The organism is Parasphingomonas puruogangriensis, assembly GCF_036663635.1.
Taxonomy (GTDB): domain Bacteria; phylum Pseudomonadota; class Alphaproteobacteria; order Sphingomonadales; family Sphingomonadaceae; genus Sphingomonas.
On the sequence record NZ_JAXOJI010000010.1, the window covers coordinates 77,691 to 100,947 of the forward strand.

Genomic DNA, 23,257 nt, shown 5'->3' on the forward strand with positions numbered 1-23,257 from the left:
GTAACAGTTGGGACCGGCATGATGCCTCAGAAATTACGATCGCTGATCGGGTGGCTTTTCGACCCAGCACGAGGCTTTCAGACGTGCGGCGGCCCAGGTTGCACGCACGAGCATATGTGCGACAATTGCGCCTCTTGGTGGGCGACTAAATGACTGCGTAACCCATCAGATCGTCAGGCCGTCAGCAGCATAGAACTGCTGCTGCCACTGGTAAGCGGCCTGCACTTCCGCCGCCGTCATGGCGTAGTCCCAAGCCGCGGTGCTGTAGGTGACGACTTCGTTGATCCCGGTGACGCCCGGCTGCACCCCGACATAAAGCTCACGAGCCGTGGGCGCGGTGCTGATCGCGCCGATCTGGGTCGCGGTTTTGCCGCCAGCACCGAAGAGCGTCAGACGCCGCCCCGGACCAGCGCCAGCGTTGAAGGTCGTCGAACCAATCGCCAACGGGGCGGTCCCGCTCAGCATGTATGTGCCGGTGCCGCCGGTGCCCGTCGTGCCGTTAGTGTTGAAGGGCATGATCGTACGATTGTCGGGAACGTATGCGGTGCTGAGCGATCCGCTGACCTGCTGCCCAGCAACGATCGCCGAGGCTGCACCAGTCACCGTCACGGGTGCCGTGGTGACGTTCAGCGTGCCATCGGTCGCGAGCGTGCCGGTAAATACGGAGACGCTGGTATCCGTCGCCACCGCCACCGCGATAGGCAGATCCTGATTGCCCGTCAGCGTTGCGGCGATCGTGCGCACAGAGCCGCCGACAAGCATGCTGGCGCTGATCGAGGTGGTGAGGCCTGGCGAGACGGCGCGCGACATCGTGAGTTGGATTTCGCCGGCAGCGTTGAGCCCCGCCATCGGCGTGGCGCCCGATGAATTACCGAGCCACGTGGCAGTGGTCGCTGCGGTGTTTGCAGCAGTCGTCGCCATGATCGCCATGATCGTGCCGGCGCCTGCCTGCGGGATGAGGCCAGTCGCCTGATAGTTGCCGCCGGCGACATACCGCCGCGAAAGCGAGCCATCGACGGGCGTTCCGCCAAGAACTACGCCGGACATGCGCGCCTTTTTCGGGATGCTCAGCGCCGGGATATCAGTGCCAGGCGCGAGTACCGCCTTAACCAGGCGCTCGTACTTATAGAACGCGACGTTGTAACCGTACGGTGCGTAATTTGCACCGGGCGTGATGCGGACGTTGCCCTGCTGGACGGTCATCAGAAAGTCTCCTCGAAATTGAGTAACCAGTTATCGAGCCGGTATTCGGTGCCAGCGATTGTGATCCGCATGTCCTGCCCCTCGTTGTCGCGGATGCGGCCGCCCTTGCCTGACGAATAGCCATCGACGCGGCCGATCATGTCGGCGCCGTAGCTGAGCGTGAGCGCCCCCGAGATCGCGCGGTTGAAGTTGACAACAATGCGGCCATTGTTGGTCGTCGTGACGCTGATGACGGTCAGCGCCCCGCTGCCGTCCGAGGCATAGAAGCCGCAATGCGTCTGCGTGCCCATCCGACCAGACGTGTCGATGATCGCATAGCGGGTGCAGGTCAGCCGCGCCGACTGACCGTCTGCCCCGCGCGCGAAGCCCGTCACCTCCATCGGCTTGTAGTCGATGCCGTCGAAGCAATGCCGCTTCATCGCGCGCCCGAAATACGCGCCGCCCAAGACCGCGCCGACGTTGTTCCAGTGCAGACTGAAGTCGTTGCCCTGATAGACGCCAGCGTATTTTGGCATCACGCAGACGATATCGGGGTGGATATGCGCGGCGTAGGTTTGCGCATAGCCCACGCCCTTGCCGGTGGCGTTCCAGTCGAGCTGCCAGGTGAACAACTTAATGTTGCGGGTCTGATGGCCGTCAGTTTTGGCGAGGCCGTTGACTTGGTCGTAGTAGGCCAGCAGCAACGCCAGATACTGGTCGAAAGTGCTGCCCGACGACTGGTTGTTCTCGCCTTGAATGAGCGTAACGCCCGGCACCTGGAACCGCTTGCCCGCGAGAGTTGCAGTGGCATACCCAAGCCGGATGGCGTCCCTCGTCCGGATGTACGGCGCGCCTGCAGTGGCCATGATCGTTTCGAGCGAAATGCCCGTCGCGCCTGGTCGCGTGCCGATCAGCACATGAGCATCTTGGGCCACCGTCAGGTTGGCTTCGTCGAGCATCAGCTGACGGCAGAACTTGGTCGCCATGAGCCCCGGCCATTCGTAGCCGAACTCGTTCGATGACATAGGAACCAGCGAGGTCGGCGCCGGGTGCGCCGAATCAGCGTTCCCCGTGTAGCCTGTGTTGTCGTTGACTGACAGGCAATCGAGCGCGATGGTCGTCAGGCCGGGCGCAGTCACATCCGGCTGTCCGGTGCCGTTTGACTGACTTTGATGAAGGAACATATTAAAATCGGCGATGGCAATAGCATGCAGGCTTGTGCCGCCGGAGATCGGAACGCCGCCCAACCCCTCAAATCCGAGGCCGACCCATGTGCCCGCGCGATTGCCAGCAATTGCATTAAAGTTGCTGTCCACGATAGCGAACGGCCAGTGCGTGATCAGCGGCGTGGCGAGGTTTGACTTCGGATAATCTTTAACCCGAATGCTGTTAAAGTCGCCCAGCCCCAGGCCGTGTAGGCCTTCCGAGTCCTGATACTGGCCCACATAATAATTGGCATCCACATCGTAGCTGCCGGGCGTCGCGATAATGGGCCGATAATTGTACTGCGTCGCGCCTACCGCAATGTCTCGCGCGGCTTCTGCACCGACTTGGGCCGTCTGCGCCGCCGTAACCTGCCCCGGAATTGCGGCCAGCGCTGGCAGTGCGTCCACAACCGCCCCGATCTCGTCGAGGCTATCGCCAACTGCCTCCAGCGAGCTATTGGGGTCGGCCAGGTTGTCGATGATCGGCAGGACCGCGTCGCGCGCGGCTTCTGCGGCTGCTTTCTCCAGCTGCGCCAGCGCTGCGCTGCCGGCCGCAGCGTCACGGGCCGCCCCTGCAGCCGCCACAATCGGGGCAAGGGCGGCCGTTGCTTCCGTCACATCACCGCTCAGCAGCGCAATCTTGCGAGGGCAAGGCGCTAGCATCACCGCCCCGTTTGGCAACGTGATCGGATAGTCGCCGTTTCCGGTAGGACCGCCATCGACAGTGCCGCCCAGGAGATCAGCGATCTCGTCACGCGTTAGCCCATAAGCGGCGACCAGTGCAGTGATTGCATCAGTCGCTTCGGCGAGTTCAGTCATAAATGCTCCTAGTTGTGAGCCGCGCCGTTGTACCCGCCGCCGCCGGCCGTGCCGGACCCGCCCGATCCCTGAGGCGGCAACGGCCCGCCGCTGCCGGTGATCGATCCGATCCCGGCCTTGCGCATTTCGGTGATCTCGATCGCCGAGCCGGCCACGACCGAGACAGGGATGTTGTCGACCTCACGATTGTAGACCTTGACCGTGATCGTCCGCGTACCCGCCAAGATACCGCTGATGTGGACGAACGGGGTCAGCGGCGCCTGCGCCTGCGAGTTGGTGTTATCGAGGATCAGGTTGATCCGCTGCGCTTGAGACATCACCATCCCGTCGCACTGGATCGAGACGTCGCACTGCAAATCGTCGCCACTCTGCAGGTTGAGAAACGTCTGCACCTTTAAGACGCTATCGTTGTCTTCCTTGACGAACGTGGCGTGGAACACTTCGACCGTAGCGCCCTGCGCAACAGCGACGTTGGTGGAGAGGCTTCCCCAGGCCGTCTTCATCACCGCGCCCTGCGCCATCTCCCGCCCGGTCACCGTGTCGATCTTGAGCGTATCGACGACGACGTTAGGCATCTTCACCCGGCCGCCGTCCGTCGCATCTGCGTAGAGCAGCTTCACCCCGTCCGGCGTCTCCAGCGTGAACTGGTCGATCACGAACACCATCGAGCTGGTATCGCCGGTGTTCGTCGTCGTCATGCCGACCACGCGGCCGTTGACGTCGAGCTGCAGGATAGCGCGGGCGAACGTGGCCACGTCGGTCGCTAGAACCTCGCGCACTTCCTCGATCGAGCCGCGCTGCTCGGCGAAGGCAACCGCCACACCCTCATAGTCCGTGCCGCCCGCGCCATTCGGTGTGGCGAACACGGCTTTGTCGCCGATCACGAACGCCTGCCCATCCGGCGTCACCGCGCCGAGCAGCTCGAATATCTCCGCGAACGCGCTGTCGGCCGTGATCCGACCGGTCACCTCGCGCGCCAGCAGCGTCGCCACGCTCGCCCCGTCCGCGCCGGGAAAGTTCATCGCCCGATCGCGGATCCGTGCAATCTCCCGATCCGCCAGCGAGCGCAGCAGAGCGAGCGCCTTGGCCTTCTGCTCGGCTAGATTTCCGCCAACCGTGCCGTCCGGGCCGAGCGGGGAAGACGGATCGCCCGAATTGGTAGCATTATCGTCCGGCTTCGTGCCGTCTGGATCGCCGACGTTCGGCCAATCGACCCGGAGCGGCTGGACCTTCGCCGCCGCGCTGAAACCCTCGATCGCCAGTGATAGCTTGCTAACGTCCGGGCCGACCTCGATCGAGAAATCCTTGAAGAAGCCATAGACTGTCAGGCTGTCGATGCCGGTTTGGCCGATCCATAGCGAAGGCAGCGCCCGCACCGCAGCGATTCGACCAACGACGGTGTCGAGAGCATCCGTCCGGATCAGCGCCCGGGCGGTCATGCGTTTCGACCAGCCGCGCTGCACGATCGTGACCTGTCCAAAATCGTCGATCACCTTGCGGCTATAATCGGTGATCCCGGCCGTAGGCGCCGCCTCGGTCAGCCCCAGAGCGCGCAGGTTGCCGACGAGGATCGTGCCGACAGACACCGTGCCCGGTCCAGCGATGGCCACCGTGATCTGTCCCGACCCAGCTGGCAGATCAAGGAACGTGACGGCGCCGCCGCTCACGGTCGCTGTGTAGTCGTAGCCATCGGCCTGAACCCGTACCGTTGTCCCAACGACGTCGAGTAAAGCGACCGCGTTGACGGCTCCGGGGTTCAGCGTGACCGTGATCGACCCCAGGTGATTGGTCGAGCTGCCAAGCGCTTGGTCGAACATCGCCCAGCGGTTCTTCGGGCCGACATCAAGCCATTTGCTCGTGAGGCCCGCCGGGTCGGTCCCGACATTGTCCGCGACGACACTTTCGTAAATCCGATGCGTCGGCGACCGGATGACCCGCGCGCCGATCGCGTAGCTCGTCGCCGGCGCCCATTCCGGCGCGTCATCCTCTGCGACGTTGGTGGACACTAGGGCGGCATCCGGGATCGCCACCGGCTGCAATAGCCGGAGCGTCGATATCTGGCCTTCCGGCGCGGGGTCGCCACCGGGATCGACGAAAGGTGCGGTTTCGGGGAACCCCTCCACGGTCAGCGTGCAATAGCTGAGCGGCGGCGCCGCCAGATCGAGCGTGAAATCCTTGTAGAGCCCCCGGACCTTCAGGCTGGCATATCGATCATCCGCGACCCACAAGGCCGGCGTTGCGCGCAAGGCTGCCAGGCGGCGCTGGAGGATATCCCCATCGTCGAACGGCACGCCAAGCCGGACCGACACGCGCCGTGCAAAGCCGCGCTCGACAACGGTCGTGACGCCGAAATCATCGGTGACGCGTCGGCTATAGTCGATGATCCCGATCGTCGGCGACGCGTCGGTGTCACCCAGCTCGATCACTTCGCCGGCGTCGGTCTCGACCCTCATGCGGCGCTCGACACCGTGATTGCCTGCCCACCGCTCTCGAAGGTGACGTCTTCAAGCACGCGTGCCGTGCGGCCGGCGGCGCTGGCGGTTGCGGCGTGGCCGGCATAGTTCTCGGCGCGCATCGCCGCGAGTTCTTCCCGCAAAGTCTTGAGCTCGCTTGCCGTGGTATCGTCGTTCGCGGCCGGCGGGGGGTTGGCAGCCGCAGAAGCTGCGGCGGCTGCATCAAGCATCGCCGCCGTGCTGGCGACGCCTGCCCCCGCCAGTTCGGCGACAGCCGCGTTGGTCGCTTCCAAACTGGCCAGCGTCAGCGCCTTGATGCGGTCGAGTTCCTGCTGGCTGGTGGCCGCCAGTGCCGCCGCAGCGAGCAATGCCTGCGACAGGCCGGGCAGGCTCTTAGCCGCATCCATATCGCCCGCCTGCGCCGCCGCAGTCGCCGCGTTGAACTGCCCCATCAACGACGCGAAATTGTCGCCGGTGTCGGTGCCGCTCAAGCCGCGAATGCGATTGATCTCGGCGGTGATCGAATCGCCGACCGAGCCCCAGGCGGCTGCCAGTTCCTTCGCCGCATTCGCCGCGGCCTGCGCGTCCTGCAATGCCCAGATCTGCTCTTGCAGCGCGCGGTTGCTTTCGTCTAGCTGGGCGAGGTCGAGCGCGCGGATCGCGGCGGTGTTGCCCTGAAGCTCGAGCAGCTGGCGGTTCAAATCCTCGCGCTCGCTGAGAATATCCGCTGCGCTCTTGGCGCCGAGCATCGATTCCGTGAGATCGGCGAAGGCCGGGGCGAGTTGCAGCAGCGTAGCATAGGCTGCCTGGCCGGACGCGGTCGTCAGATCCTGCGCTTCGACCAGATGGCGGAACGCTTCGAGCGTCGTCGGCATGGCAAAGCCGAGGCTATCAAACACCTTGGCCATCTGGGCAGTCTTGGCCGCCGCCTGCTCGCCGGCCGAATAATAGGCCTGGAAATAGGCCTCGGCGGCGCTGGTCAGGTCGGCGACGCTGTCGAACTGGTCGGCAAGCCCCATCTTCACGTCGATGCTCATGCCCTGCGCGCTGTTGCCGAGCAGGTCGAGCGACGCGCCGACGGCTTCGACCGTGGAAGCGACGCGTACCAGCGTCTCGAATAGCCCCTCGCCGACCTTCTGGAAGCGCTCAATGCCGGGGAATGCGGCGCTGGCCATGCCGTCGGCTGCGGCGCCGAATATCGCCGTTAGCTTCTCCTGGATCTCAGTGCCCGACAGGCCCTGCAGATCAATCTTGCCAATATCGACGATGAAGTTGTTCAGTCGCGTCTGCACCTCGCCGGTCGCCAAGCCGAGCGGGCCGGCGGCGGCCAAGATAGCATCGTTGAACTGGCGCAGGATCAGCGTGAACTGGTTTTCCAGCCCGGCGTCGGCGTTGGTATATTGCGTCGAGTATTTCGTGCCTGTCGTGATGCCGAGGAACTTCTTCTTCTTCTCGATGTCCGAGTAATAGGACGCGTCGAAGCCCCCGTTGACGATGCTGCCGACGCTCTGCGGGCCGCCATAGAGCCCGCTGCCGATCACCGTCGTTTTGGAACCGAAAAGACCGCCGAGGATGCCGCCGATAAGCGGGATCTTGCTGAGCACGGACCCGATCCCGTTCATCTTGAACCCCTCGGTCACGCCAGACGAGGCGTTGATGTTGCCGGCGCGAACGACGAGCGAGGCGAGGCCGCCGATCTGATTGTCGATCGAGCGCAGCGATGCCGCCATGTTGCGGGCATAGGTGTTGGTCAGCGTGTCGACGTCCGCCAGCGCGTCGATTGCATTCTTGATGCTGTCGCTCTTCGCCGAGCTGTCGCCCAGCACCGTGCCGGTGCCCTGGTTGGACTGCGGCAAGGTGTTCTTGCCCCCACCGCCGCCGCCCATCACGGCGATGCCGGCCGCGATCAGCGCCGCCGCCGTCGCCGCCATCGCCGCTATATTGTACGGGAACGGAAGCTTCGACTGCGTGGCCACGCCCTCGGCGCCGGCCGCCGTCGCACGCGCGCCGCTGTTCGCGACCGACGAGACGGTCTCGATGATATCCTGCGCCATCGAGCGGACGGACATGGCAAACTCGAACGCGCGGAATACCTGCTCAGCCGCCAGCATCGCCTGGTAGCCCTTGCTCTTCTCGTTAAAGAAGCCCTTCGCGGCGCTGGCCATGTCGCCGAATGCCCCGACCTGCGAATTTGCGGATGCCAGTGCAAACTTGACGTTGGCGCGATCGATCGCCGCTTGGTCTTTGCCGGCCGCCTTGACCTGCTGCTTATGCTCGAGATCGAGCTTCGCACGGTCGGCCTGATAATTGGCGTAGATCGCCGCCATGTCGCCGATCGCGCGCCCGGTCACGCCGAACGCATCTGCCATCCCGCCGGCAGCGTTCTGTACGTTGCGCGCGATCAGGTCCCACTTGTCGGCCGTGAAGCTCAGCGCGTCATTGTAATTGCGCTGAGCGGTCGAGAGGATCTCAGCCGTCGCTGCGATCTCTCCCTGCTGTGCAATCCATGCGCTGGCGTCCGGACCGGACCAGTTGCTGCCTTCCGCTTGCTGCGTTGCCTGCAGGATGGCCAGCGCACGGGCGCGCTCAACATTGGTGGCCCCAACCAGCCGAAGCTCTTCCTGGAGCTCTGCAAGGCGGTTCGTGCCCTGCTGCTGGGCCGCTTGCAGTTGCCCGGCGCGCTCGGCGTCGGTTAGCCGGTCACGCGCGGCGCGCTGCCCATCGAGCGCGGCTTCTGCCGCCTCGCCGCCTTTCACGTCCTTGACGATGCGGGCGGCCTCGATCGCGGCGAGCAGCGGCAGGTCGGCCATACGATCACGGATAAGCTCGGCCGCGCGCTCGGCCGGCACGGTGCCGGCTGCAACTTCGGCGTTTACCCGCTCCTGCATAGCCGCCTGGTCGCGCATGGCGGCAGAGCCCTGCGCGGCGGCTTTGACCCGCTCCGCGATCGACAGGCGCACCTGACGCGCGACCATCTCTTCGATATCGGCGCGCTTTTTGATCGCGGCGCTCTCGGCTTTGACACGCGCCTCTGCGATCAGTGCGGCAGCGCCGGACACACCATAGGCGTCGGCAAGGGCATAGAGGTTACGGATTTGCGCCTCGATCGCCGCCGCCTCGCGCGCCAGTGACTCGGCGTGCTTGTCCGTCTTGGCCTTTTCGGGGTCGAGATAGCCCTTTTCCTCGGCCTGCTTCCTCAGCCGCTCGCGGGCATTCTTCTCCGCCTGATCCGCGATCGCCGATCCACCCTTGGCCACGTAATCGACCTTGGCGGCTTTCTCGAACTCCCCTTTGAACGTCTTGCCCAGCTTGGCAGCTTCCCCTGCATACTTGTTGTTTACGGCCGCGATCTGCGGCGCGCTCAGGGTCGGGATCTGCAAGCCGGCAGGAAGGATCTTGTTCGCCTGCGCGGCAAAGTAGTTAAGCCCCTCAACGGACTTTTTTACCAGAGCGTTGATCGCGCCGATGCTGGCATTCACCGCGCTATAGAATGCGTCACCCATGATGGCGGGAAACTGCGCCCACGACAGGCGGATCACGTTGTATCCCGCGACGTGCGCCGCGATCAGCAGGTTGATGGCGTCCTTCGCGCCGCTACCGATCCACGCAGCCCAGTCCTTCATCACCTTCCAGACGTCGGTCACGGATTTGCCGATCACGCTCCAGATGGCGGCGCCGGCGACTTGGAACACTGCCTTCGCGGTGTCGCCATAGGTCACGGTGACATTGTCGAGATTGCGGATTTCCGCCTTCGTGAGACCAAGCGACGCGACGTACTTCTTCATCGGATCGCCATCGTTGGCGGCGACCTGAAGGAGTTTGATCGCGCCTGCGACGACGGTGATCGCCGCGGCGATGCCCATCAGGATAGGATTGGTGACGGTCGCCAGCAAAATCGCCTTGGACATGGTGCCGAACGCAGCGCCGACGCCGCGGATACCGATACCTGCCTGAGACATGATGCCCTGGATCTGCATGCCCTGCTGCATCATGGCCATCATCGCCATTTTGAACGGGGCGGAACTGCCAGCCGCGGCGACCATCTGAACAGTAAGATCCTGAAACTGGAACGCCAGGTTCTGCATGTGATGCCCGGCCAGCCGCGCCGGGGGAGCGAGTGAACCGGTGGAGCGGTTCACCGTATCCTGCTGCTGCACCACGGCGCGCAAGCGCCCAGTCAGAACGTCCTGCTGGCGAGCATATTCCGCCGGCGCGGTCGCGCCATTCAGATACAGCCGGGTACTCTCGGCGATCTCGGCATTGAGGCGGCTCGTCGCGGCATATAGCGGGTCGGTGGCCATGCGCAGCCGCTCGGCTGCAGCCGCGTCAGCTTCCATTGCCGCCTGGGAGCCGCGAACCATGGCGACCAGTTCGGCATGCTCGCGCGCGAGACGATCGGCGCTTGCCGCCGCCGCGTTATTCGCGCGGGCCTCGTCTTCGGCCGCCCGAGCGGCCAGTGCGCTATAGGTGGCGCCAGCGCTGGTCGCGCGGGGCCGGTCGGTCCCATTGGTGCGCGCAAGAGCTTCCTCGAGGCGCGAACGCTCCCGCATCTGCTCAATCACCGCAATTTCCGCCCGTTCGCGTTCACGCACGGCTTCAGCCGCGGCTCGCGCCTCGGCGGCGAACCGGTCCTGCGCCAAGCTCTCCTGCGCCGCGCGCAGTTGCCGCGTGCTTGCCAGGAGTCGATCGGCGGCGTCGGTGTTGCCCTGACGCGCCGCCGTAACGGCTAGTTCTTCGATCCGCGCGGCGCGCTGCTCGTCGCGAGTGCGACCGACGGCAGCAGTCTCGCGATCAATCTGCCTGATCAGCCCCTCGATCGACTTCTCGGTCGTCGCCTTCTCCCGCTGCACGTCCCGCTCGGCGCGGGTGGCAGCGTTTGCATAGGACTGAATGCTGGCGATCGCGGCGGTGGTTTTGACCATCCCACCGGTCGCGCGCTCGATGCGCGCAGCGTCCGCGACGATCCGGCCCTCGGTCGTGTCCATCATGTTCTGGAGTTGCACGAGCGATTCGAACGAACCGCCGTGGTCGATTACAAAACCAACCTCGAGTGCTGGGGAGCCTTCGTCCATTTGCGAGCCTCCCTTGATCAATTGTCCGAACGTCGGCGATGGCGGATGGCGCTGCCGTGCTATGACGGCGGCGAGACAGCGATTCTGGAGGTCAAGATGTTCGCCGTGCTGCTGCTGCTAGCTTCGCAAACCGTCGTCGATCAGGACCGCAAAGAGTTTGAGGAATTTTGGTCAGAGCAGATCAAAAGCCCTGCCGAACCAATGCCTCCGAAGGAACTCGCCTGGCGGTATTACGAGTGGGCGCAGGCACAGTTTTCGCTTGGGTATTGCTCGCAGTATGTCCCGGCAGATGCTGCCGAGCGGATGCGGACATTTCCTAACGAGGCCGAGCTTTTGGAGACAGAGCTTGGGCGCTCCCTGGTCGACGGTAGCCGCAACAGCTTTCGGCACGGCATGACGTTTCGAGCCGAGGTGCGCCCTAACGCGGCCCTGTGCCTGAAAGAGCTGGGCGAGCGGGGCGTCGCGTTGGAAGCGGCCACTCGCGACGCCCCGTAACCTCTACCCCAGCACCATCTGAAGCCGAGCCTGCTCCGTTTCGATTTCGCGCTGGGTAACTGGCGCATGCCAAGGCGGTGGGCACGTCTCGCTTTCGGCTTTCCGGCTTTCGGCTAGATAGGCAAGCGAAAGGGTCCGCATCAGTCGCGCTTCCCAGGGCGCCAGATCAACACCGGCGGCCTGCTGCCACTCGTTGATCTCGCGCCAGCTTAGCGGCGACGCGCCCATGCCGTTCGATTCCGACAGGCCGATCTCGACAAGCCGGGTGATCATGTGCGGCATCGGGTTCGGCGGCATCGGCGGAACGATCTTGTCCCGCTTCATTTTATCGATCCGGCTGATCGAGGGCGTTTTATCCGCGGTCTCGGCGCGCTTCGACCCCGGCGGCGGCTTCGGCGTGGCATTCAGCCACGCCATTTGCCGCACATAGATGGTCAGCCCGGATTCGACCCGGGCGTGAACTTTCCCCAGTCAGCCTGGAACTTGACGACCTGCGCCTTGATCCAGCCCAGCGTGGGCTCGGAATAAACGCCATGGAACAACGCGCGGCCGGAAAGCGGTTCCCCGTCGGGGCCATCGTGTTCGATATGGCGGAAGCCGGCGGTCAGCGACGCGAGATCCTCGGCCGCCTCGCTGCGCTGCAGCTCGATCGGCGGGAAGCTGATCTTGTTGTCGTTGTCCTGCATGCGCTTGATGGCGCGCGCGGACTGGCGACTTTCAACTTCGCCCGATTCACGCGAGCCGGGGCCGAACAGGTCGATGCCGACGGGCTCCTTGGTCGCCTCGTCGTAGAGATAGGTGCCGTCCGGCCCCTTGAGGTGGAGGAATGCCGTGGCGGCGACGGCGAGAGCTTTGATCTTCATGGGAATACCTTTCGCGGGTGTGGTGCACCGCCCGCCCAGACACCCGCGAAGAGCGGGGCGGGCGATGCGCGTGATCCGACCCGATCGGGCCGGAAGAGGTTGGTTAGGCCGCTGCGACCTTCACGATCTTGGTGCAGATCTCGATCGTCGGCGTCTGCATCAGCATGCTGTCGGCACCATCCGCCGTTTCCGGAGCGCCGAAGTTGCGGCCCTGGAAATAGCGCTTGGCGCCGTCCTGATAGGTGACCTTGAACGAATAGAGCTTCTGGCTCTCGTCGTCCGCGGCGGTCTGCATCAGGGTTTGGCCGGCGTCCGCGGCGTCGAATGCGATCGACGGCTGCAGCGCGCCGTAATCGGCCGAGCCCTTATACTTCTGCTTCGCGCCCTTGAGGGGCTGGAACTCCACCTTCGCGAAGCTCGCGCCGATCGAACCAAGCTTTTCGACCTGGCCGACATCGGTGAAGGTAAGGGCGGCATAGCCGGCGGCGTCGAGGGTGGCCGGCGTTGCGGCCGAGATGGCGAGCGTCGAGCCCGCCGCAGTCTGGGAACCCATAATCATTCTCCTGGTGGGCGTGCCGGGCTAGCCGGCGGGGGGATCGCTCGCGGATGCGGACGAAGGTTATGCGGGCTGCTCGGCAGCCTTCGGCTTCTCGGTCGACGCCAGGCCGGCGGCGGCGTAATTGACCAGCGAGCCGTGCTCGACGTCGGTCAGCTTCTCGCCCTTGGTGAACTGCCGTTCGGTGCCGGCATCGCCAAAATCGCGGGTCGCGTAATAGGTCTTGCTCGGCTCGACCTGCGGGGTGTCGTTCGCCGTGGCGGCGTCGTTCGTCTGCGCCGTGGCGCTGTCGTCTTTCTTGGCGGTCATGGTCGTCTCCTTCGTGAAAAATCAGGCGGGCGCGTCGAACGACACGCGAAAATCCTGCGTCTGCTCGTAACTGTCGCCGGGGCCGGTGACGTCGGGGCCGGTGCCGGCGGTCAGGATCGAGACGTTGGTAAAGCCGGCGATCGCGCCGACCTTGCCTGCGCACGCCGGGCGGCTGAGCCGGATAGCCTTGCGCTGATCGCGGTAGCTGGCGGCTCGCACGGCGACGGACACGCGCTCGACCGTGTGAACCATCCCGGTCCGCTTCAGGAACTGGCGCTCGACCACGCTGACCGTGCGGATGAGAAACGCCGGCAGCGCCACGCCATCGGGCAGGCGCCCCGCCTTGATCTGGTCCGCCGCCAGCACTGGCGGATCGCGATCGGCCAAGAATGCAGCGATCGGGGCGTTGGCGCGCAGCAGCTCGCCGATGATGGTCACACCGCTCATGCCTCATCACCTTCCGGCTCTGCCGTCGGGACGATGCCCGACCGGGTCACCCGCGCATTGATGTAGCTCCGCGCCGCGGCGACCGCCTCGGCCTCCTTCACATCCAGCGAGACGCGCATGAACGGATGCGCCCGCGCGCCCGGGTGGAAGACCGTGGCGCCGACGAACTTGCCCCCGATCACCAGCGAGCCGGTCTTGGTCTGCTCGTTGACGCGCTTGACGGTCATGCCGTCGCGCTGGCTGTCATCGACGCTGATGAAGTGCGGGTCCGTACCGTATTCCAGCCAGGTCGCGACTGATCGCGCCCAACCGGGCTTGATCGTGATCTTCACCACAATGCGGGTGTCATCGCCTTTCGTCTTGGTGACGATCGCCTCGTCGACATCCTGCGATATCGATCGGACCTTCATCTCGTCCTCGACAACCTTCGCGCCGGCGCGGCCGGCCCCACGAAGCACCTTCTTCATCTGGCTGGGGATGCCGGCCATGAAGCGATTGACGTCCGACTTGCCCTTTACGGTCGGCATCAGGCCGCGTTTCCGGCCGAGCTGTAATCCTCGACCATGAACTCGAGCTCGTCGCGGACACCTAGCTCCGCGGGGCCGGCGACGATCTGCATGATGCGCCGGAACGGCTTTTCCATCACGAAGCGCATGTTGGGCGTGACATCGGTCCGGAACCGCATGCGAACGCGAGCCGGGCGGGTCGCGACGTTGATGCCGTCCGCCAGGCGCTCGCCGCGGCTGGGCAATGCGTCGACCACGCTGGCCCAGATCGGCTTACCGACAGGCAGCCAAGAGCCAGAACCTGCCCCTTCGAGGCTATTGTCGGCGGTCGGCCGCTCGATCTGGATCATGCGATTGTAGCGGCTGGCCTTGCCGCGCCCGACGGTCACACGCGGAGCAATCGGTAATCGCGGCACAGGCTGCGCGCCGATACCTCGGCCTGCTGAAAGATCGCGCCACCTTCCCGGTCGGAATCATAGGCACTGATCAGGATCAGCATGGCGCGGCGGATATTGCCCGGCACGACGTCGTCCGGCTCGTAGCCGGCGCGGATCGTGACGGTGAAAAGCTGGTCGGTCGTGTGGAACGGCCAGAAACACCCCGCCGGCAGCACGCGCGCGGGACGACTGCTCACATCGAGGCGGGCGCCGGTCAGCGCGATAGGCTGACCTGCGGCATCATTGTACGCGACGCCGACGGCAGCGGTGGGCGCGATGGGCCACGCGCGCAGCTCAACCGGACCGAAGCCGCGAAACGACTGGGTGACGTCGCGCGCGACCAGGATGTGGCCGGTATACCGCTCCACCCAGGCTGCTGCGTCGACGATGAAGTCGCGCAGGTCGCTATCTTGGGATTCGTCATCCTCGGCCAGATGGATCTGGCGGCGAGCATCTTCCAGCGAGAAGGGAATGGCCATCGGTCACCTCGCTCGCTGGAAGGGTGTCGGGACTGGCGAAGGGGGCACGCCAGCCCCGAACGGCGTTCAGGCTTTCGCCCGATCCTTCAGGTTCTGTTCGACGGCCGTCTCGGTATCGAGATGCGGGTCGTTGAAGTCGATCTGATTAGCGATCGCCGGCTGGCCCTTGCGCGGGTTGTTGTCGACGGCCGGGTGATCGACGTCGATGCGCGCGACGATCTCAGGCTCGATGAACGCGCCGCTCGCGGCGACATCGGTCGCTGGGGTCAGGGTGTCCTCGGTCATCCCGGCGGTGTCGGACACGCCGAGGACGTCGGAGGGCTTGATATCGGTCGTGTCGACCGTGCTTTTCGTGCTGCTCATGTCTCTGCTCCACAGGAGGGATGCGGGGCCGGCAGATGCCAGCCCCGCGGATCATCACGCCGCGATTTTCAGCGCGCGCATGGCGGTCGGGTTCTTGACGCCCCCGCCGACCCGCTTCGTCGTGTAGAATAGGACGAAGGGCTTGGCGGTGTACGGGTCGCGCAGCACGCGGACGCCGGTGCGATCCACGACCTGGTAGGTTTCCACCATGTCGCCGTAGAGCGCCGCGATGTTGCCCGCCGCGACGTTCTGCATGCCGGGCATGTCAACGACCGGCTCGCCGGCCAGCGTCGGCGGCACACCAAGCGCAAGGCTGGGCTGCCACAGGTACGCGCCCTCGGCCGACTTCAGCTTGCGGAACGACGCCTGCGATGCCCGGTTCATGTAGAACTTGGCGTTCGGCAGGAACTCCGCCGGCAGGTCCGCCTGCAGGTCGAACAGCGCATCGCCCGTCACGGTGGCCGCGGCGCCCGAGTTGAGCGCGATGATGGCGCCGTACGGGTGCTTCGCCGCGTTCGTGCCGCCGGTGACGTAGGTGAGCACGCCGTCCGGCTTGTTGACACCGTCGCCCGACAGGAAGGCCACACCCTCCTGCTTGTCGAACTCGAGCGACACTTCGTCGGCGAGCCATGCCTCGACGTCGATCTCGGCATCGTCGAGCAGGCCCTGCGACGCGGCCGGGTTCGCATAAAGCTCACCGATCGTGAAGCCAAGCGAGGTCAGGCCGGGCGTGGTGGTCTGCGGGCGGGCGGCGGTTTCACCGACCCAGCCGCTGCCGACGATGCCGTCGGAATAGACCTTCTTGAAGCCCGCGCCGCTGATCGTGATGACCGAGCTGTTCTGGCGCATCGGCGAAATGACCTTCTGCCGCTTGCTGATCGAACGATCCCACTCGATCGGGGCCAGATAGCCGCCTTCACCGTCGGTCTTGGTCGCCGCGGCGCGCAATTCCTCGAGCTTGGCGGTCGGTGCGCCGCCCTTGAAATACGCCTGGAACTCGTTGGTGTATTCCGGGTCGCGCGGCTTCTCGCTGTCGTGGCCGCCGCCGAGCGCCGCGGCGAGATTGATGCTCTCGACCGCCGCCTGGACCTTGTCCAGTTCGGCCTCGATCTTGCCGAGCTTGTCGGCCGTCACGACGTCGGTCTTACCCGCCTTGATCTCGTCGAGCGAGTCCGTGTGGGTCTTCTTGAACGCTTCGAAGAGCGTAGCGAGCGCTTCGATGCTGTCGGGCTTCTTGGGCTGGGCTTCTGCGCGCACGGCGATGAGGCCCCGGCCCGTCGCGGCGGAGCCGCGCAGGGTGGTCATCATGTTCATTGTCGGTCCTTTCAGACGCGGAGGGCTTCGAAGAGGCGGGCGAAATCCGCCTCCGGTTCATCGCCAGCGCGCAGCGTGGCAGGGTCGGGATCGGCAGCGGTGCGCGTGCTGTCCCCAATCGCGCGGAACAGGTCACGGCGCGCGCTGCGCGGCATGTTCTGTTTCGCGAGAAAGCGATCGAGCGACGCTTTGTCGCTCGGAAACTCGGTGGAGGCGTATACCGGCATCTCGGCGTCGCGCTCCATCAGCGTGTCGGCCAGGCCGGCGTCGATCGCCTCCTGGCCGCGGAAATAGACGTCCTTGCCGGCGATCATCGCCGAGAACTCTTCCGCTGGGCGGCCGGAGCGCGCGGCGTAGGTCGACACCATACTATCGTCGATGTGCTGCAGCGTGGTCACCGCCTCGGCCATCTCCGACTTGGTGCCGATGAATACGCCGGACGCCTCGTGGATCATGATCTCGGCATTGTGCGCGATCGCGATCGTGTCGCCGGCCATGGCAATGACGGACGCCGCAGATGCCGCGATGCCGAGGATCTGCACGTTGACCGCCTTGGGGTGGCGGCGAAGCAGATTGTAGATGGCGACGCCCATGAAGTAGTTGCCGCCCGGCGAGTTGATCTCGACGTCGACATCCTGGTTGCCGATCGAGCGCAGCGCGCCGGCGATACGCTTGTCGCTGACGCCGCCGCCCTCTCCATCATCGCCGATGTAATCGAAGATCGAGATAGTGGGATTGCCGCCATTGGCAGCCGCGCGGACCTCGAAGTGGCGGAAGTCGGCGGCAAGCGCCGTCGTCTCGAACTTCCAGTTCGCGCCGGAACCGATGCCGGTGATTTCAGGTGGGCGCTGCGCCGCGGCGACGGCGCGAAGGCTATTTCGCATCTTGCTGATCCTCGGCGAGTGCGGCGGCACCGGTGCCGGCGCGGGGTTCAAGGCCGAAGCCTTGGGGATGCGGGTTCATGTCGAGCGCCTCGCGGGCTTCATTCGGTTCCATGAACGGCTTGCCGCCGCCGGAGCCGAGCGCGCGCGCCAGGAACTCGGACTGATCTTTCATGGAGCCGCGCAGGAGAGCGCGTTCGTTGAACTTGGCGTAAAGGATGGTCCCGTCACGGGCCTGTTTTTCCTGCCGACTGAGCAAGCGCCAGATCGCCTCTTCCCAGATGACGAACCACGGCAGCAGGCAATAGACGACGAAGTAGAGCCCGAGCTGCTCGATGCCGCTGCCCCAGGCTGTCTCGTCGAACATCAGCAGCGGGCGCGGCACGCCGGTAAAGCGCGATCCCTGTTCCGCTTCCTGCTTGCGCAACTCGACGAGCTGTTCGTCCTTGGCCGACCCGGAGAAGGGCTTCATCTCCATGCCCTCTTCGAGAAGCATGTATTCGCCCGTCGCCTCGGCGCCGGCATAATCGTCGCGGAGGCTCTGCTTCAGGCGGTCGTACGCCTCCTGGCTGAGCGTCTCCTTCACGGTCAGCGCGCCGCCGGCCATCACGCCCTTAGTCAGCAGGTTGGCCATGGCCTTTTCGGCAAGGTGCGCCAGGCCGATCGTGTCGGCCGCGACGTCGAGCAAACCCAGACCATTCAGACCATCGAGCGACACCGGCGCGCGGAAGTGGAAGACGTCTGCCGACGTAAAATACTCCGCCCGGCCGCTTTTCGGCTGAAACTTGAAGCGAAGGGCGCCGCCGCTCCATTCCTTGGTGACGGTCTTGCGGGGGAAAGGGACGATGGCCTGAATCGCACCATTGAGGCGGATCACCCGGGCATAGACATTGCCGTCCAACAGGGCGGCGAGCTGCATGTAGCTCTTGAACTCGCTCGGGGTCATCGCGCCATTGCCGAGCGGATCGAGCTTCAGCACCGAATAGAGCGGGTGATCGAGCGCTTTTTCGGTGGTGCCGTCAGCCTTTCTCCGAATAAGCGACAGCGGCAGCATGCCGATCGAGCCGGCGATCAGCGAGGTGCCGCGGTAGAACACCGAATTGCGCATCGCCATCTTGTCGCTCACGGCGACACCGGTCAGATTCTCACGCCCGCCGCGCAGGAAAGCCCCCAGCACCGGATCGTCGCCATTCTGCAGGTCGTGCACGGCGTAGGCGTAAACCTTTCGCTGCTCTACGACCGGACCCGAGGCCGATGACCGGCGGAAGCCGGCCGCGCGCTGGTAATCAGTGGGCGACATTACCATTCATCGCCCTCCATCAGACGCGGCGAATGCCGCGGCTCTCGTACACCGACTTCTTTTTCGGCTTTTCGTTCGCGGTCGCTGCGCCGATCGCCATCGCAGTCGTCACCATGCCGTCGATGCGACCACGGGAGCGGGTCTTGTCGAAGGCGCGGTTGCCTTGGCCGTCGAAGTCGATCGCCGCATTGGCGGCGCAGCTGTACGTGACCGGTGATGCGTCGATGATGACCCGTTCTTCAAGGATACGGTCTTCGGTTCGGGTGATCGAATGTGGCATGCAAAGCTGCCGGTCTTCGAACATGACGCGCTTGCCCTGGGCGTGCGATACGATCTTGAGCCCGCGGCCTTCCGGCTTGCCCGGCCCCTCATATCGCCAGACGGGAAGCCCGACCTGCTCACATGCTGCGATGAAATCGGAGATGAACGCCGGGTCGACGACCAGCTCTTCGACCATCTGCTCGGCGTCGAGCTCCTTCACCTGCATCGCGACGAAGGTGTAATCGATCGTCGCGCCGGGCGTGGCGACCAGGTAGCCGTCCTCCACCCACTCGACATAGGGGGCATGGTCGGCCTCGGCACGATCCTTCAACCCGTCCTTTGTCGTCCAGTACCAGGACTTCACCGCCAGCGGTTCTGTCTCGGTTGCTTCCCACGCGGCGCTGACCGCGGTCAGATCGTTTTTCTTCGACAGATCCATGCTGAGCCAGCACCGCCGCTTGCGCATCTGGCGGGAATCGACCGGGCCTTGGACTGCCGACCACTTCTCTTCGCTGATCCAGAAGTCAGCGGAGGCGGTGTCGATCCCGAAATACAGACGCTTAACGCTCGATTTGGTCGACGGCCGAAGCAGCGCGGACGCCACGGTCTCCCGAATGTTCGTGATCGGGAAGGTTTCGCCGAGCGCCGGCAGCGACTTCTGCCAGCATTTCTCGTTCTCGAACACGGTCTCACGGTCCGCCTTGTCGACCCGGGCCACGAAGGCGAACGCGGTGTCGTCGCGAGCCTCGCCCTTCGCGATCTGCTGATACATGTCCGAGTAGGAGGTGCCGACATGTTGCGTCGTGGCTGGCGTGTTCGTGCCCATCAGCATCAGGGCGTTGCCGGCGACCTTGTCGATGCCGCGCTTCCACGTCTGCAGCACGTTCTCGTCGGTCAGCTCGTGGATCTCGTCGCCGGCGACATAGTTCGGTCGCGGGCCGGAAAGGCTCTCTCCGCTGGCGATCGGCTGGAAGAACGATCCGCTGTCGGGATGTTCGATCTTCCAAGCGTTCTCCAACTCGCCGCGGATCACGACCTCTTCGAGCGATTCGAGGCTTTCGCCTTCGTCGTGCCCGGGGATCGTGGCGCGGCACATGGCTGCAGCATCACGAAACAGGACGTTCGCGGTCTTCTTGTCCTCGCCGATCGCGTAGCATTGGGCGCGCTGGATATCGCACCAGCCCATAATGTAGACGCCGATCGCGCCCATCAACGGCGATTTGGCCTGTCCCTTGCCGGTTTCCAGCCAGCCAGATCGAAACCGCCAACGGTCAGTGTCGGTCCGCCAGCCGAACAGCGATCCTACGACGAAGGTGTGCCACTCCAGCGGATAGAATGGCTGGCCGGCCGACGGCCCGTCGGTCACCTGAAAAACGGACGGCAAGAACTCGAGCGCGTGCGCCGCGGCGTCTGGCCGCCAGAAGATCCCGCGCTTTTCGCCGTCGCGGATATCGCGCAGATGTCGCTCGGCTGCGTGCTTCACCAGCTCGCCGGCGGTGAACAGTTTCCCCTCGATGGCCGCCTTGGCCCATGCCGTTGTCGGATCGAGGTCGGCGAGGAACCGGTTAGCCACGCGGCTTGATGTACCGAGCGGAGCCGGTGACCCGCGCTTGCTTCTTCTGGACCTTGGCCCCGGCGCCGCGTTCGCGCGGCGAGATGCATAGCTCCTTTTCCAGCGCCGCGGCCTGCGATGCCGCGTTCGACATCGTGGTCCACCAAGGATTGTAGGTCGGCACCTTGGTCCGCTTCGCCAGCATGACCGGGCCGCTCTTCAGAACCTCGCGCGCCGATATGTCGAAGGTGACATAGGCGACGACCAGGCGCTTGATCGAATGGGCGTTCGCGACAGCCAGCTTTTCCGCCGCGCGCATCTCGCTGATTGTCGCCCGCCAGTATTCGGCGGCGGCCGTGCGATCGGCGGCGCGACCGAAGATCGTGCGCCAGTTCGGCTCAGGCGGGACGCCGTCGCCGCCGTCGATTGCAATGACGTCGGCCATGAAGGGCCTCCCGGGCGACCGGGCCGAAACCCTCCCCCCTCAAAAACTGATCTCGGCGCGCACGCATGGCGTGGTCGGTGTCCGGGTCGCCGACCCCTCGGACTTTGGGGCGGGGGGGCTCAGACCTTCGCGAACGAACTCTCGAAAGAGATCACCTGAATGAAGGCTCGGTGCCACCACCTCATTGCCGTCTGGTCCGCATCAAGGTCCAGTGCGGCTACCGTGCGATTGAAGCAATCAACTTGCAGGGCGCGCAGTTCGCCGACACATTCGGCCTCGATCTCATATTGGCGCTTCTGCCACTCGCGGATGCGTCCCTCTGCTGGATCGTCGTTGCTCTTAATCTGCTGGACCAGGCTGAGCCATTCCTTGAGCCACCGACGATGATCCGCGGCGGCTCGATCAACTTGAAATATCACTTGGATCAAACCGACTACGGCCAGGATAAGCGTGACGACTTGGGCGAAGACAGTCGACGTTCCAAACAAGCTACCGAATGCGCTGGCCCCTCCGGCCAGAATAATAACCGACATGCCCGCGCTCGTTCGATCTAAGAAGGTGGCACGGCGACGATGATAGCGCACCGACATCTCTGCGATGAACAGCATGTCGGCGCGCGTTGTCATAGAGTCAGTCCTTGGGTTTGGACGGCGGAACAGGCCGGTCGAACGAGACAGTGTTTGGACGACTTCTATTGTCGAATTGCGAGAAGCCTTGGTCACGCGACGGCGGTGGCGGCGGCGGCGGCGGCGGTGGCGGCGGCGGCGGTGGTGGCGGTGGCGGTGGCGGTGGCGGTGGTGGTGGGCTGCTCGTATCGTCGGCCATGCATGCTCTCCTGTTAGCCGCGGGAGAGGATCACAGTAGGTTCGCGAAGTCGAGTCAGGCGTTCGTCCTATTCCAAGGATGGTCCGCGCTAGTCGGCCGACCATCTCGCCCTATGCCCTTGCCCTCGATGGGCTTGGCGAAGTTGAACTGCTCGGCCGTGACGATCAGGTCACAAGGCCGGCATAGGTTCTCGGTGTTCTCGTCCTCATCGCTGCCATCGTGGTCGAGCGGGATGATGTGGTTCACTCGGTCGGCAAGGGTGGAGCGCCCCAATCCTTGGCCTTCCCATCGGCCCAGCCCGGCGCATCGTTCACACAGGCCATGCGTGCGGGCCATGCGCCGTTTGCGCTGGGCTTGGCCAGCGCGCCCGCGCAGGCGCTCAACGGCTGCCACGGAACTCGGCATGCACCGCAGTGGCGATTCGCTCGCCCTCGGCGGTCAGTTGATCAGATCGGGCGATACGGCGCGATGGCTCGGCAACTTCGAAGGCCAACCTATGCAGGGCGATGGCAAGCTGCTCGATGCGTCGAGCCTTGGCGATGTGCGGGGGCTCCGGCATCGGACTTGCTCCGTGACCATCCGTATTCTCGACTCTCAAGAGCTTTTCGGCAATTGTCGGCTGATGACGGGGAAGACATCAATGCAGGCCGTAGCGCTGCCAATCGTCGATTTTCCTATGGGTCACCCGGCGATGGCCCGGATGCTCGCGGTCATTGGTAGAACAAAGGTCTTCAGCGTCCCGCGTATGCCGCAAGGGCGATCGGGTATGTGTTATTGGAATGCCGAAAGGTCAGCTGCGCGCAACGGGGGGCGGCTCGAGCTAGGGTGGATGCTCGAGTGGTATCCGGGCGTATACGTTCTGGCGACACATCACGGTGTTCTCAAACGCGGCAATTTTCGGGTTGACGTAACCCCCCCGATGAATGGCCGCACCGCGAGTGGGTCAACCACGTTTGTTCCTGACGACCGGTATCCAGTTGATCTGAGATGGCCCGTGAAAAAAGAGAACCTTTACCTTCCTCTGGTCGAGGATGCTGACGTGGATGAAGCGCACGCGGCGTACCGCGCGAACAATAGATTGCTCAACGAAAGCGACGCTGAAATTCAGCGCTTCCCAGGATCAAGTTGGTCCCCCGAAACCGGCTGGCGGGCGCCGGCAGGTTTTGCGTTCAGTCGGGATTTTAACCCTGAGGTAAGTGCGACATACAATCAACTCCATGCCGCTCGAGCGAGACTGCTAGCGCGTTACGGCACCTGACAAGGTTGGCGCGGTCGGCCAACCTGCATCGAGTAACGATCCAGAACCGAGCGGTTGTTCCTCGCGCAAGTCCAGGCAATCAGCAATTGTAGCATCTGGCATCGCCGCACCCCCAGAAACGCGAAAGCCCGCCGGGTGAGGGCGGGCTTCGATCTGCGTTGGACGCAATTGTTCCAAGGCGTTCTTGGCACTTTTCGTGGCCACTTGCAAGCCAATGGTAGTGTCTCAGTTTGAA

At 64.5% G+C, this 23,257-nt stretch carries 22 protein-coding genes; 2 read left to right on the forward strand and 20 right to left on the reverse strand.

Annotated features, from left to right (window positions below; translation table 11 throughout):
- Positions 1–165 precede the first annotated feature (165 nt).
- The 4 genes from U1739_RS19290 to U1739_RS19305 are packed head-to-tail and all read right to left on the reverse strand — an operon-like array spanning position 166 to position 10,662.
- Positions 166–1,203 carry a hypothetical protein gene (locus U1739_RS19290; RefSeq protein ID WP_332710224.1) on the reverse strand — a complete coding sequence of 346 codons (1,038 nt, stop codon included), beginning with the start codon at positions 1,201–1,203 and terminating at the stop codon, positions 166–168.
- Entirely contained in the window at positions 1,203–3,206 is a 2,004-nt protein-coding gene (locus U1739_RS19295; RefSeq protein ID WP_332710225.1) for a hypothetical protein, read from the reverse strand. The genes U1739_RS19290 and U1739_RS19295 overlap by 1 nt, the downstream gene beginning before the upstream one ends.
- 8 nt (positions 3,207–3,214) lie before the next feature.
- On the reverse strand, positions 3,215–5,659 hold the full coding sequence (locus tag U1739_RS19300; protein ID WP_332710226.1) for a hypothetical protein: 2,445 nt from the start codon (positions 5,657–5,659) through the stop codon (positions 3,215–3,217).
- Positions 5,656–10,662, reverse strand: a complete 5,007-nt coding sequence (locus U1739_RS19305) for a coiled-coil domain-containing protein (protein ID WP_332710227.1) — start codon at positions 10,660–10,662, stop codon at positions 5,656–5,658. The genes U1739_RS19300 and U1739_RS19305 overlap by 4 nt, the downstream gene beginning before the upstream one ends.
- Before the next feature lie 21 nt (positions 10,663–10,683).
- On the opposite strand from U1739_RS19305, the gene U1739_RS19310 reads away from it, so the two are divergent.
- A complete protein-coding gene (locus U1739_RS19310) occupies positions 10,684–11,226 on the forward strand; it encodes a hypothetical protein (RefSeq protein ID WP_332710228.1) in 543 nt (180 codons plus the stop codon).
- Between the two features lie 3 nt (positions 11,227–11,229).
- Here U1739_RS19310 and U1739_RS19315 read toward each other — a convergent pair whose 3' ends face one another.
- The 16 genes from U1739_RS19315 to U1739_RS19390 all read right to left on the reverse strand — a co-directional run bounded on the left by U1739_RS19315 (position 11,230) and on the right by U1739_RS19390 (position 22,100).
- Positions 11,230–11,643, reverse strand: coding sequence for a phage tail assembly chaperone (locus tag U1739_RS19315; protein WP_332710229.1), 414 nt, complete (start codon positions 11,641–11,643; stop codon positions 11,230–11,232).
- Positions 11,644–11,660: 17 nt separating this feature from the next.
- A complete protein-coding gene (locus U1739_RS19320) occupies positions 11,661–12,089 on the reverse strand; it encodes a hypothetical protein (protein WP_332710230.1) in 429 nt (142 codons plus the stop codon).
- A gap of 103 nt (positions 12,090–12,192) precedes the next feature.
- On the reverse strand, positions 12,193–12,642 hold the full coding sequence (locus U1739_RS19325; protein WP_332710231.1) for a hypothetical protein: 450 nt from the start codon (positions 12,640–12,642) through the stop codon (positions 12,193–12,195).
- 66 nt (positions 12,643–12,708) lie between these two features.
- Positions 12,709–12,954: a hypothetical protein gene (locus U1739_RS19330; protein ID WP_332710232.1), complete on the reverse strand. Its 246-nt coding sequence runs from the start codon at positions 12,952–12,954 to the stop codon at positions 12,709–12,711.
- Positions 12,955–12,975: 21 nt separating this feature from the next.
- A complete protein-coding gene (locus U1739_RS19335) occupies positions 12,976–13,401 on the reverse strand; it encodes a hypothetical protein (RefSeq protein ID WP_332710233.1) in 426 nt (141 codons plus the stop codon).
- A complete protein-coding gene (locus U1739_RS19340; RefSeq protein ID WP_332710234.1) occupies positions 13,398–13,889 on the reverse strand; it encodes an HK97 gp10 family phage protein in 492 nt (163 codons plus the stop codon). The genes U1739_RS19335 and U1739_RS19340 overlap by 4 nt, the downstream gene beginning before the upstream one ends.
- A 38-nt stretch (positions 13,890–13,927) precedes the next feature.
- Entirely contained in the window at positions 13,928–14,296 is a 369-nt protein-coding gene (locus U1739_RS19345; protein WP_332710235.1) for a head-tail adaptor protein, read from the reverse strand.
- Positions 14,293–14,823 (reverse strand): head-tail connector protein, encoded by a 531-nt coding sequence (locus U1739_RS19350; RefSeq protein WP_332710236.1) that lies wholly within the window; start codon positions 14,821–14,823, stop codon positions 14,293–14,295. Before U1739_RS19350 ends, U1739_RS19345 begins: the two co-directional genes overlap by 4 nt.
- Before the next feature lie 66 nt (positions 14,824–14,889).
- Positions 14,890–15,186 carry a hypothetical protein gene (locus tag U1739_RS19355; RefSeq protein ID WP_332710237.1) on the reverse strand — a complete coding sequence of 99 codons (297 nt, stop codon included), beginning with the start codon at positions 15,184–15,186 and terminating at the stop codon, positions 14,890–14,892.
- A 54-nt stretch (positions 15,187–15,240) separates the two neighbouring features.
- On the reverse strand, positions 15,241–16,500 hold the full coding sequence (locus U1739_RS19360; protein WP_332710238.1) for a phage major capsid protein: 1,260 nt from the start codon (positions 16,498–16,500) through the stop codon (positions 15,241–15,243).
- An 11-nt stretch (positions 16,501–16,511) separates the two neighbouring features.
- The gene (locus U1739_RS19365) at positions 16,512–17,384 is read right to left on the reverse strand and encodes a head maturation protease, ClpP-related (protein ID WP_332710239.1); all 873 of its coding nucleotides are present in this window, start codon (positions 17,382–17,384) and stop codon (positions 16,512–16,514) included.
- A complete protein-coding gene (locus U1739_RS19370; RefSeq protein ID WP_332710240.1) occupies positions 17,374–18,495 on the reverse strand; it encodes a phage portal protein in 1,122 nt (373 codons plus the stop codon). The genes U1739_RS19365 and U1739_RS19370 overlap by 11 nt, the downstream gene beginning before the upstream one ends.
- A 205-nt stretch (positions 18,496–18,700) precedes the next feature.
- Positions 18,701–20,515 carry a terminase large subunit gene (locus U1739_RS19375; protein ID WP_332710241.1) on the reverse strand — a complete coding sequence of 605 codons (1,815 nt, stop codon included), beginning with the start codon at positions 20,513–20,515 and terminating at the stop codon, positions 18,701–18,703.
- The gene (locus U1739_RS19380; RefSeq protein ID WP_332710242.1) at positions 20,508–20,939 is read right to left on the reverse strand and encodes a P27 family phage terminase small subunit; all 432 of its coding nucleotides are present in this window, start codon (positions 20,937–20,939) and stop codon (positions 20,508–20,510) included. Before U1739_RS19380 ends, U1739_RS19375 begins: the two co-directional genes overlap by 8 nt.
- 119 nt (positions 20,940–21,058) lie before the next feature.
- Positions 21,059–21,565, reverse strand: a complete 507-nt coding sequence (locus U1739_RS19385) for a hypothetical protein (RefSeq protein WP_332710243.1) — start codon at positions 21,563–21,565, stop codon at positions 21,059–21,061.
- A 253-nt stretch (positions 21,566–21,818) separates the two neighbouring features.
- A complete protein-coding gene (locus U1739_RS19390; RefSeq protein WP_332710244.1) occupies positions 21,819–22,100 on the reverse strand; it encodes an HNH endonuclease in 282 nt (93 codons plus the stop codon).
- 67 nt (positions 22,101–22,167) lie between these two features.
- Here U1739_RS19390 and U1739_RS19395 point away from each other — a divergent pair, with 67 nt between their 5' ends.
- Positions 22,168–23,022 carry a hypothetical protein gene (locus U1739_RS19395; RefSeq protein ID WP_332710245.1) on the forward strand — a complete coding sequence of 285 codons (855 nt, stop codon included), beginning with the start codon at positions 22,168–22,170 and terminating at the stop codon, positions 23,020–23,022.
- Positions 23,023–23,257: the final 235 nt, after the last annotated feature.

Excerpts from the sequence above, each read along its gene's own strand:
- U1739_RS19290 (WP_332710224.1), bottom strand. The coding sequence starts at position 1,203 with ATGACCGTCCAGCAGGGCAACGTCCGCATCACGCCCGGTGCAAATTAC.
- U1739_RS19295 (WP_332710225.1), bottom strand. The coding sequence starts at position 3,206 with ATGACTGAACTCGCCGAAGCGACTGATGCAATCACTGCACTGGTCGCC.
- U1739_RS19300 (WP_332710226.1), bottom strand. The coding sequence starts at position 5,659 with ATGAGGGTCGAGACCGACGCCGGCGAAGTGATCGAGCTGGGTGACACC.
- U1739_RS19315 (WP_332710229.1), bottom strand. The coding sequence starts at position 11,643 with ATGGCGTGGCTGAATGCCACGCCGAAGCCGCCGCCGGGGTCGAAGCGC.
- U1739_RS19320 (WP_332710230.1), bottom strand. The coding sequence starts at position 12,089 with ATGAAGATCAAAGCTCTCGCCGTCGCCGCCACGGCATTCCTCCACCTC.
- U1739_RS19325 (WP_332710231.1), bottom strand. The coding sequence starts at position 12,642 with ATGGGTTCCCAGACTGCGGCGGGCTCGACGCTCGCCATCTCGGCCGCA.
- U1739_RS19330 (WP_332710232.1), bottom strand. The coding sequence starts at position 12,954 with ATGACCGCCAAGAAAGACGACAGCGCCACGGCGCAGACGAACGACGCC.
- U1739_RS19335 (WP_332710233.1), bottom strand. The coding sequence starts at position 13,401 with ATGAGCGGTGTGACCATCATCGGCGAGCTGCTGCGCGCCAACGCCCCG.
- U1739_RS19340 (WP_332710234.1), bottom strand. The coding sequence starts at position 13,889 with ATGGCCGGCATCCCCAGCCAGATGAAGAAGGTGCTTCGTGGGGCCGGC.
- U1739_RS19350 (WP_332710236.1), bottom strand. The coding sequence starts at position 14,823 with ATGGCCATTCCCTTCTCGCTGGAAGATGCTCGCCGCCAGATCCATCTG.
- U1739_RS19355 (WP_332710237.1), bottom strand. The coding sequence starts at position 15,186 with ATGAGCAGCACGAAAAGCACGGTCGACACGACCGATATCAAGCCCTCC.
- U1739_RS19360 (WP_332710238.1), bottom strand. The coding sequence starts at position 16,500 with ATGAACATGATGACCACCCTGCGCGGCTCCGCCGCGACGGGCCGGGGC.
- U1739_RS19365 (WP_332710239.1), bottom strand. The coding sequence starts at position 17,384 with ATGCGAAATAGCCTTCGCGCCGTCGCCGCGGCGCAGCGCCCACCTGAA.
- U1739_RS19370 (WP_332710240.1), bottom strand. The coding sequence starts at position 18,495 with ATGGCGATGCGCAATTCGGTGTTCTACCGCGGCACCTCGCTGATCGCC.
- U1739_RS19380 (WP_332710242.1), bottom strand. The coding sequence starts at position 20,939 with ATGGCCGACGTCATTGCAATCGACGGCGGCGACGGCGTCCCGCCTGAG.
- U1739_RS19385 (WP_332710243.1), bottom strand. The coding sequence starts at position 21,565 with ATGACAACGCGCGCCGACATGCTGTTCATCGCAGAGATGTCGGTGCGC.
- U1739_RS19390 (WP_332710244.1), bottom strand. The coding sequence starts at position 22,100 with ATGGCCCGCACGCATGGCCTGTGTGAACGATGCGCCGGGCTGGGCCGA.
- U1739_RS19395 (WP_332710245.1), top strand. The coding sequence starts at position 22,168 with ATGCACCGCAGTGGCGATTCGCTCGCCCTCGGCGGTCAGTTGATCAGA.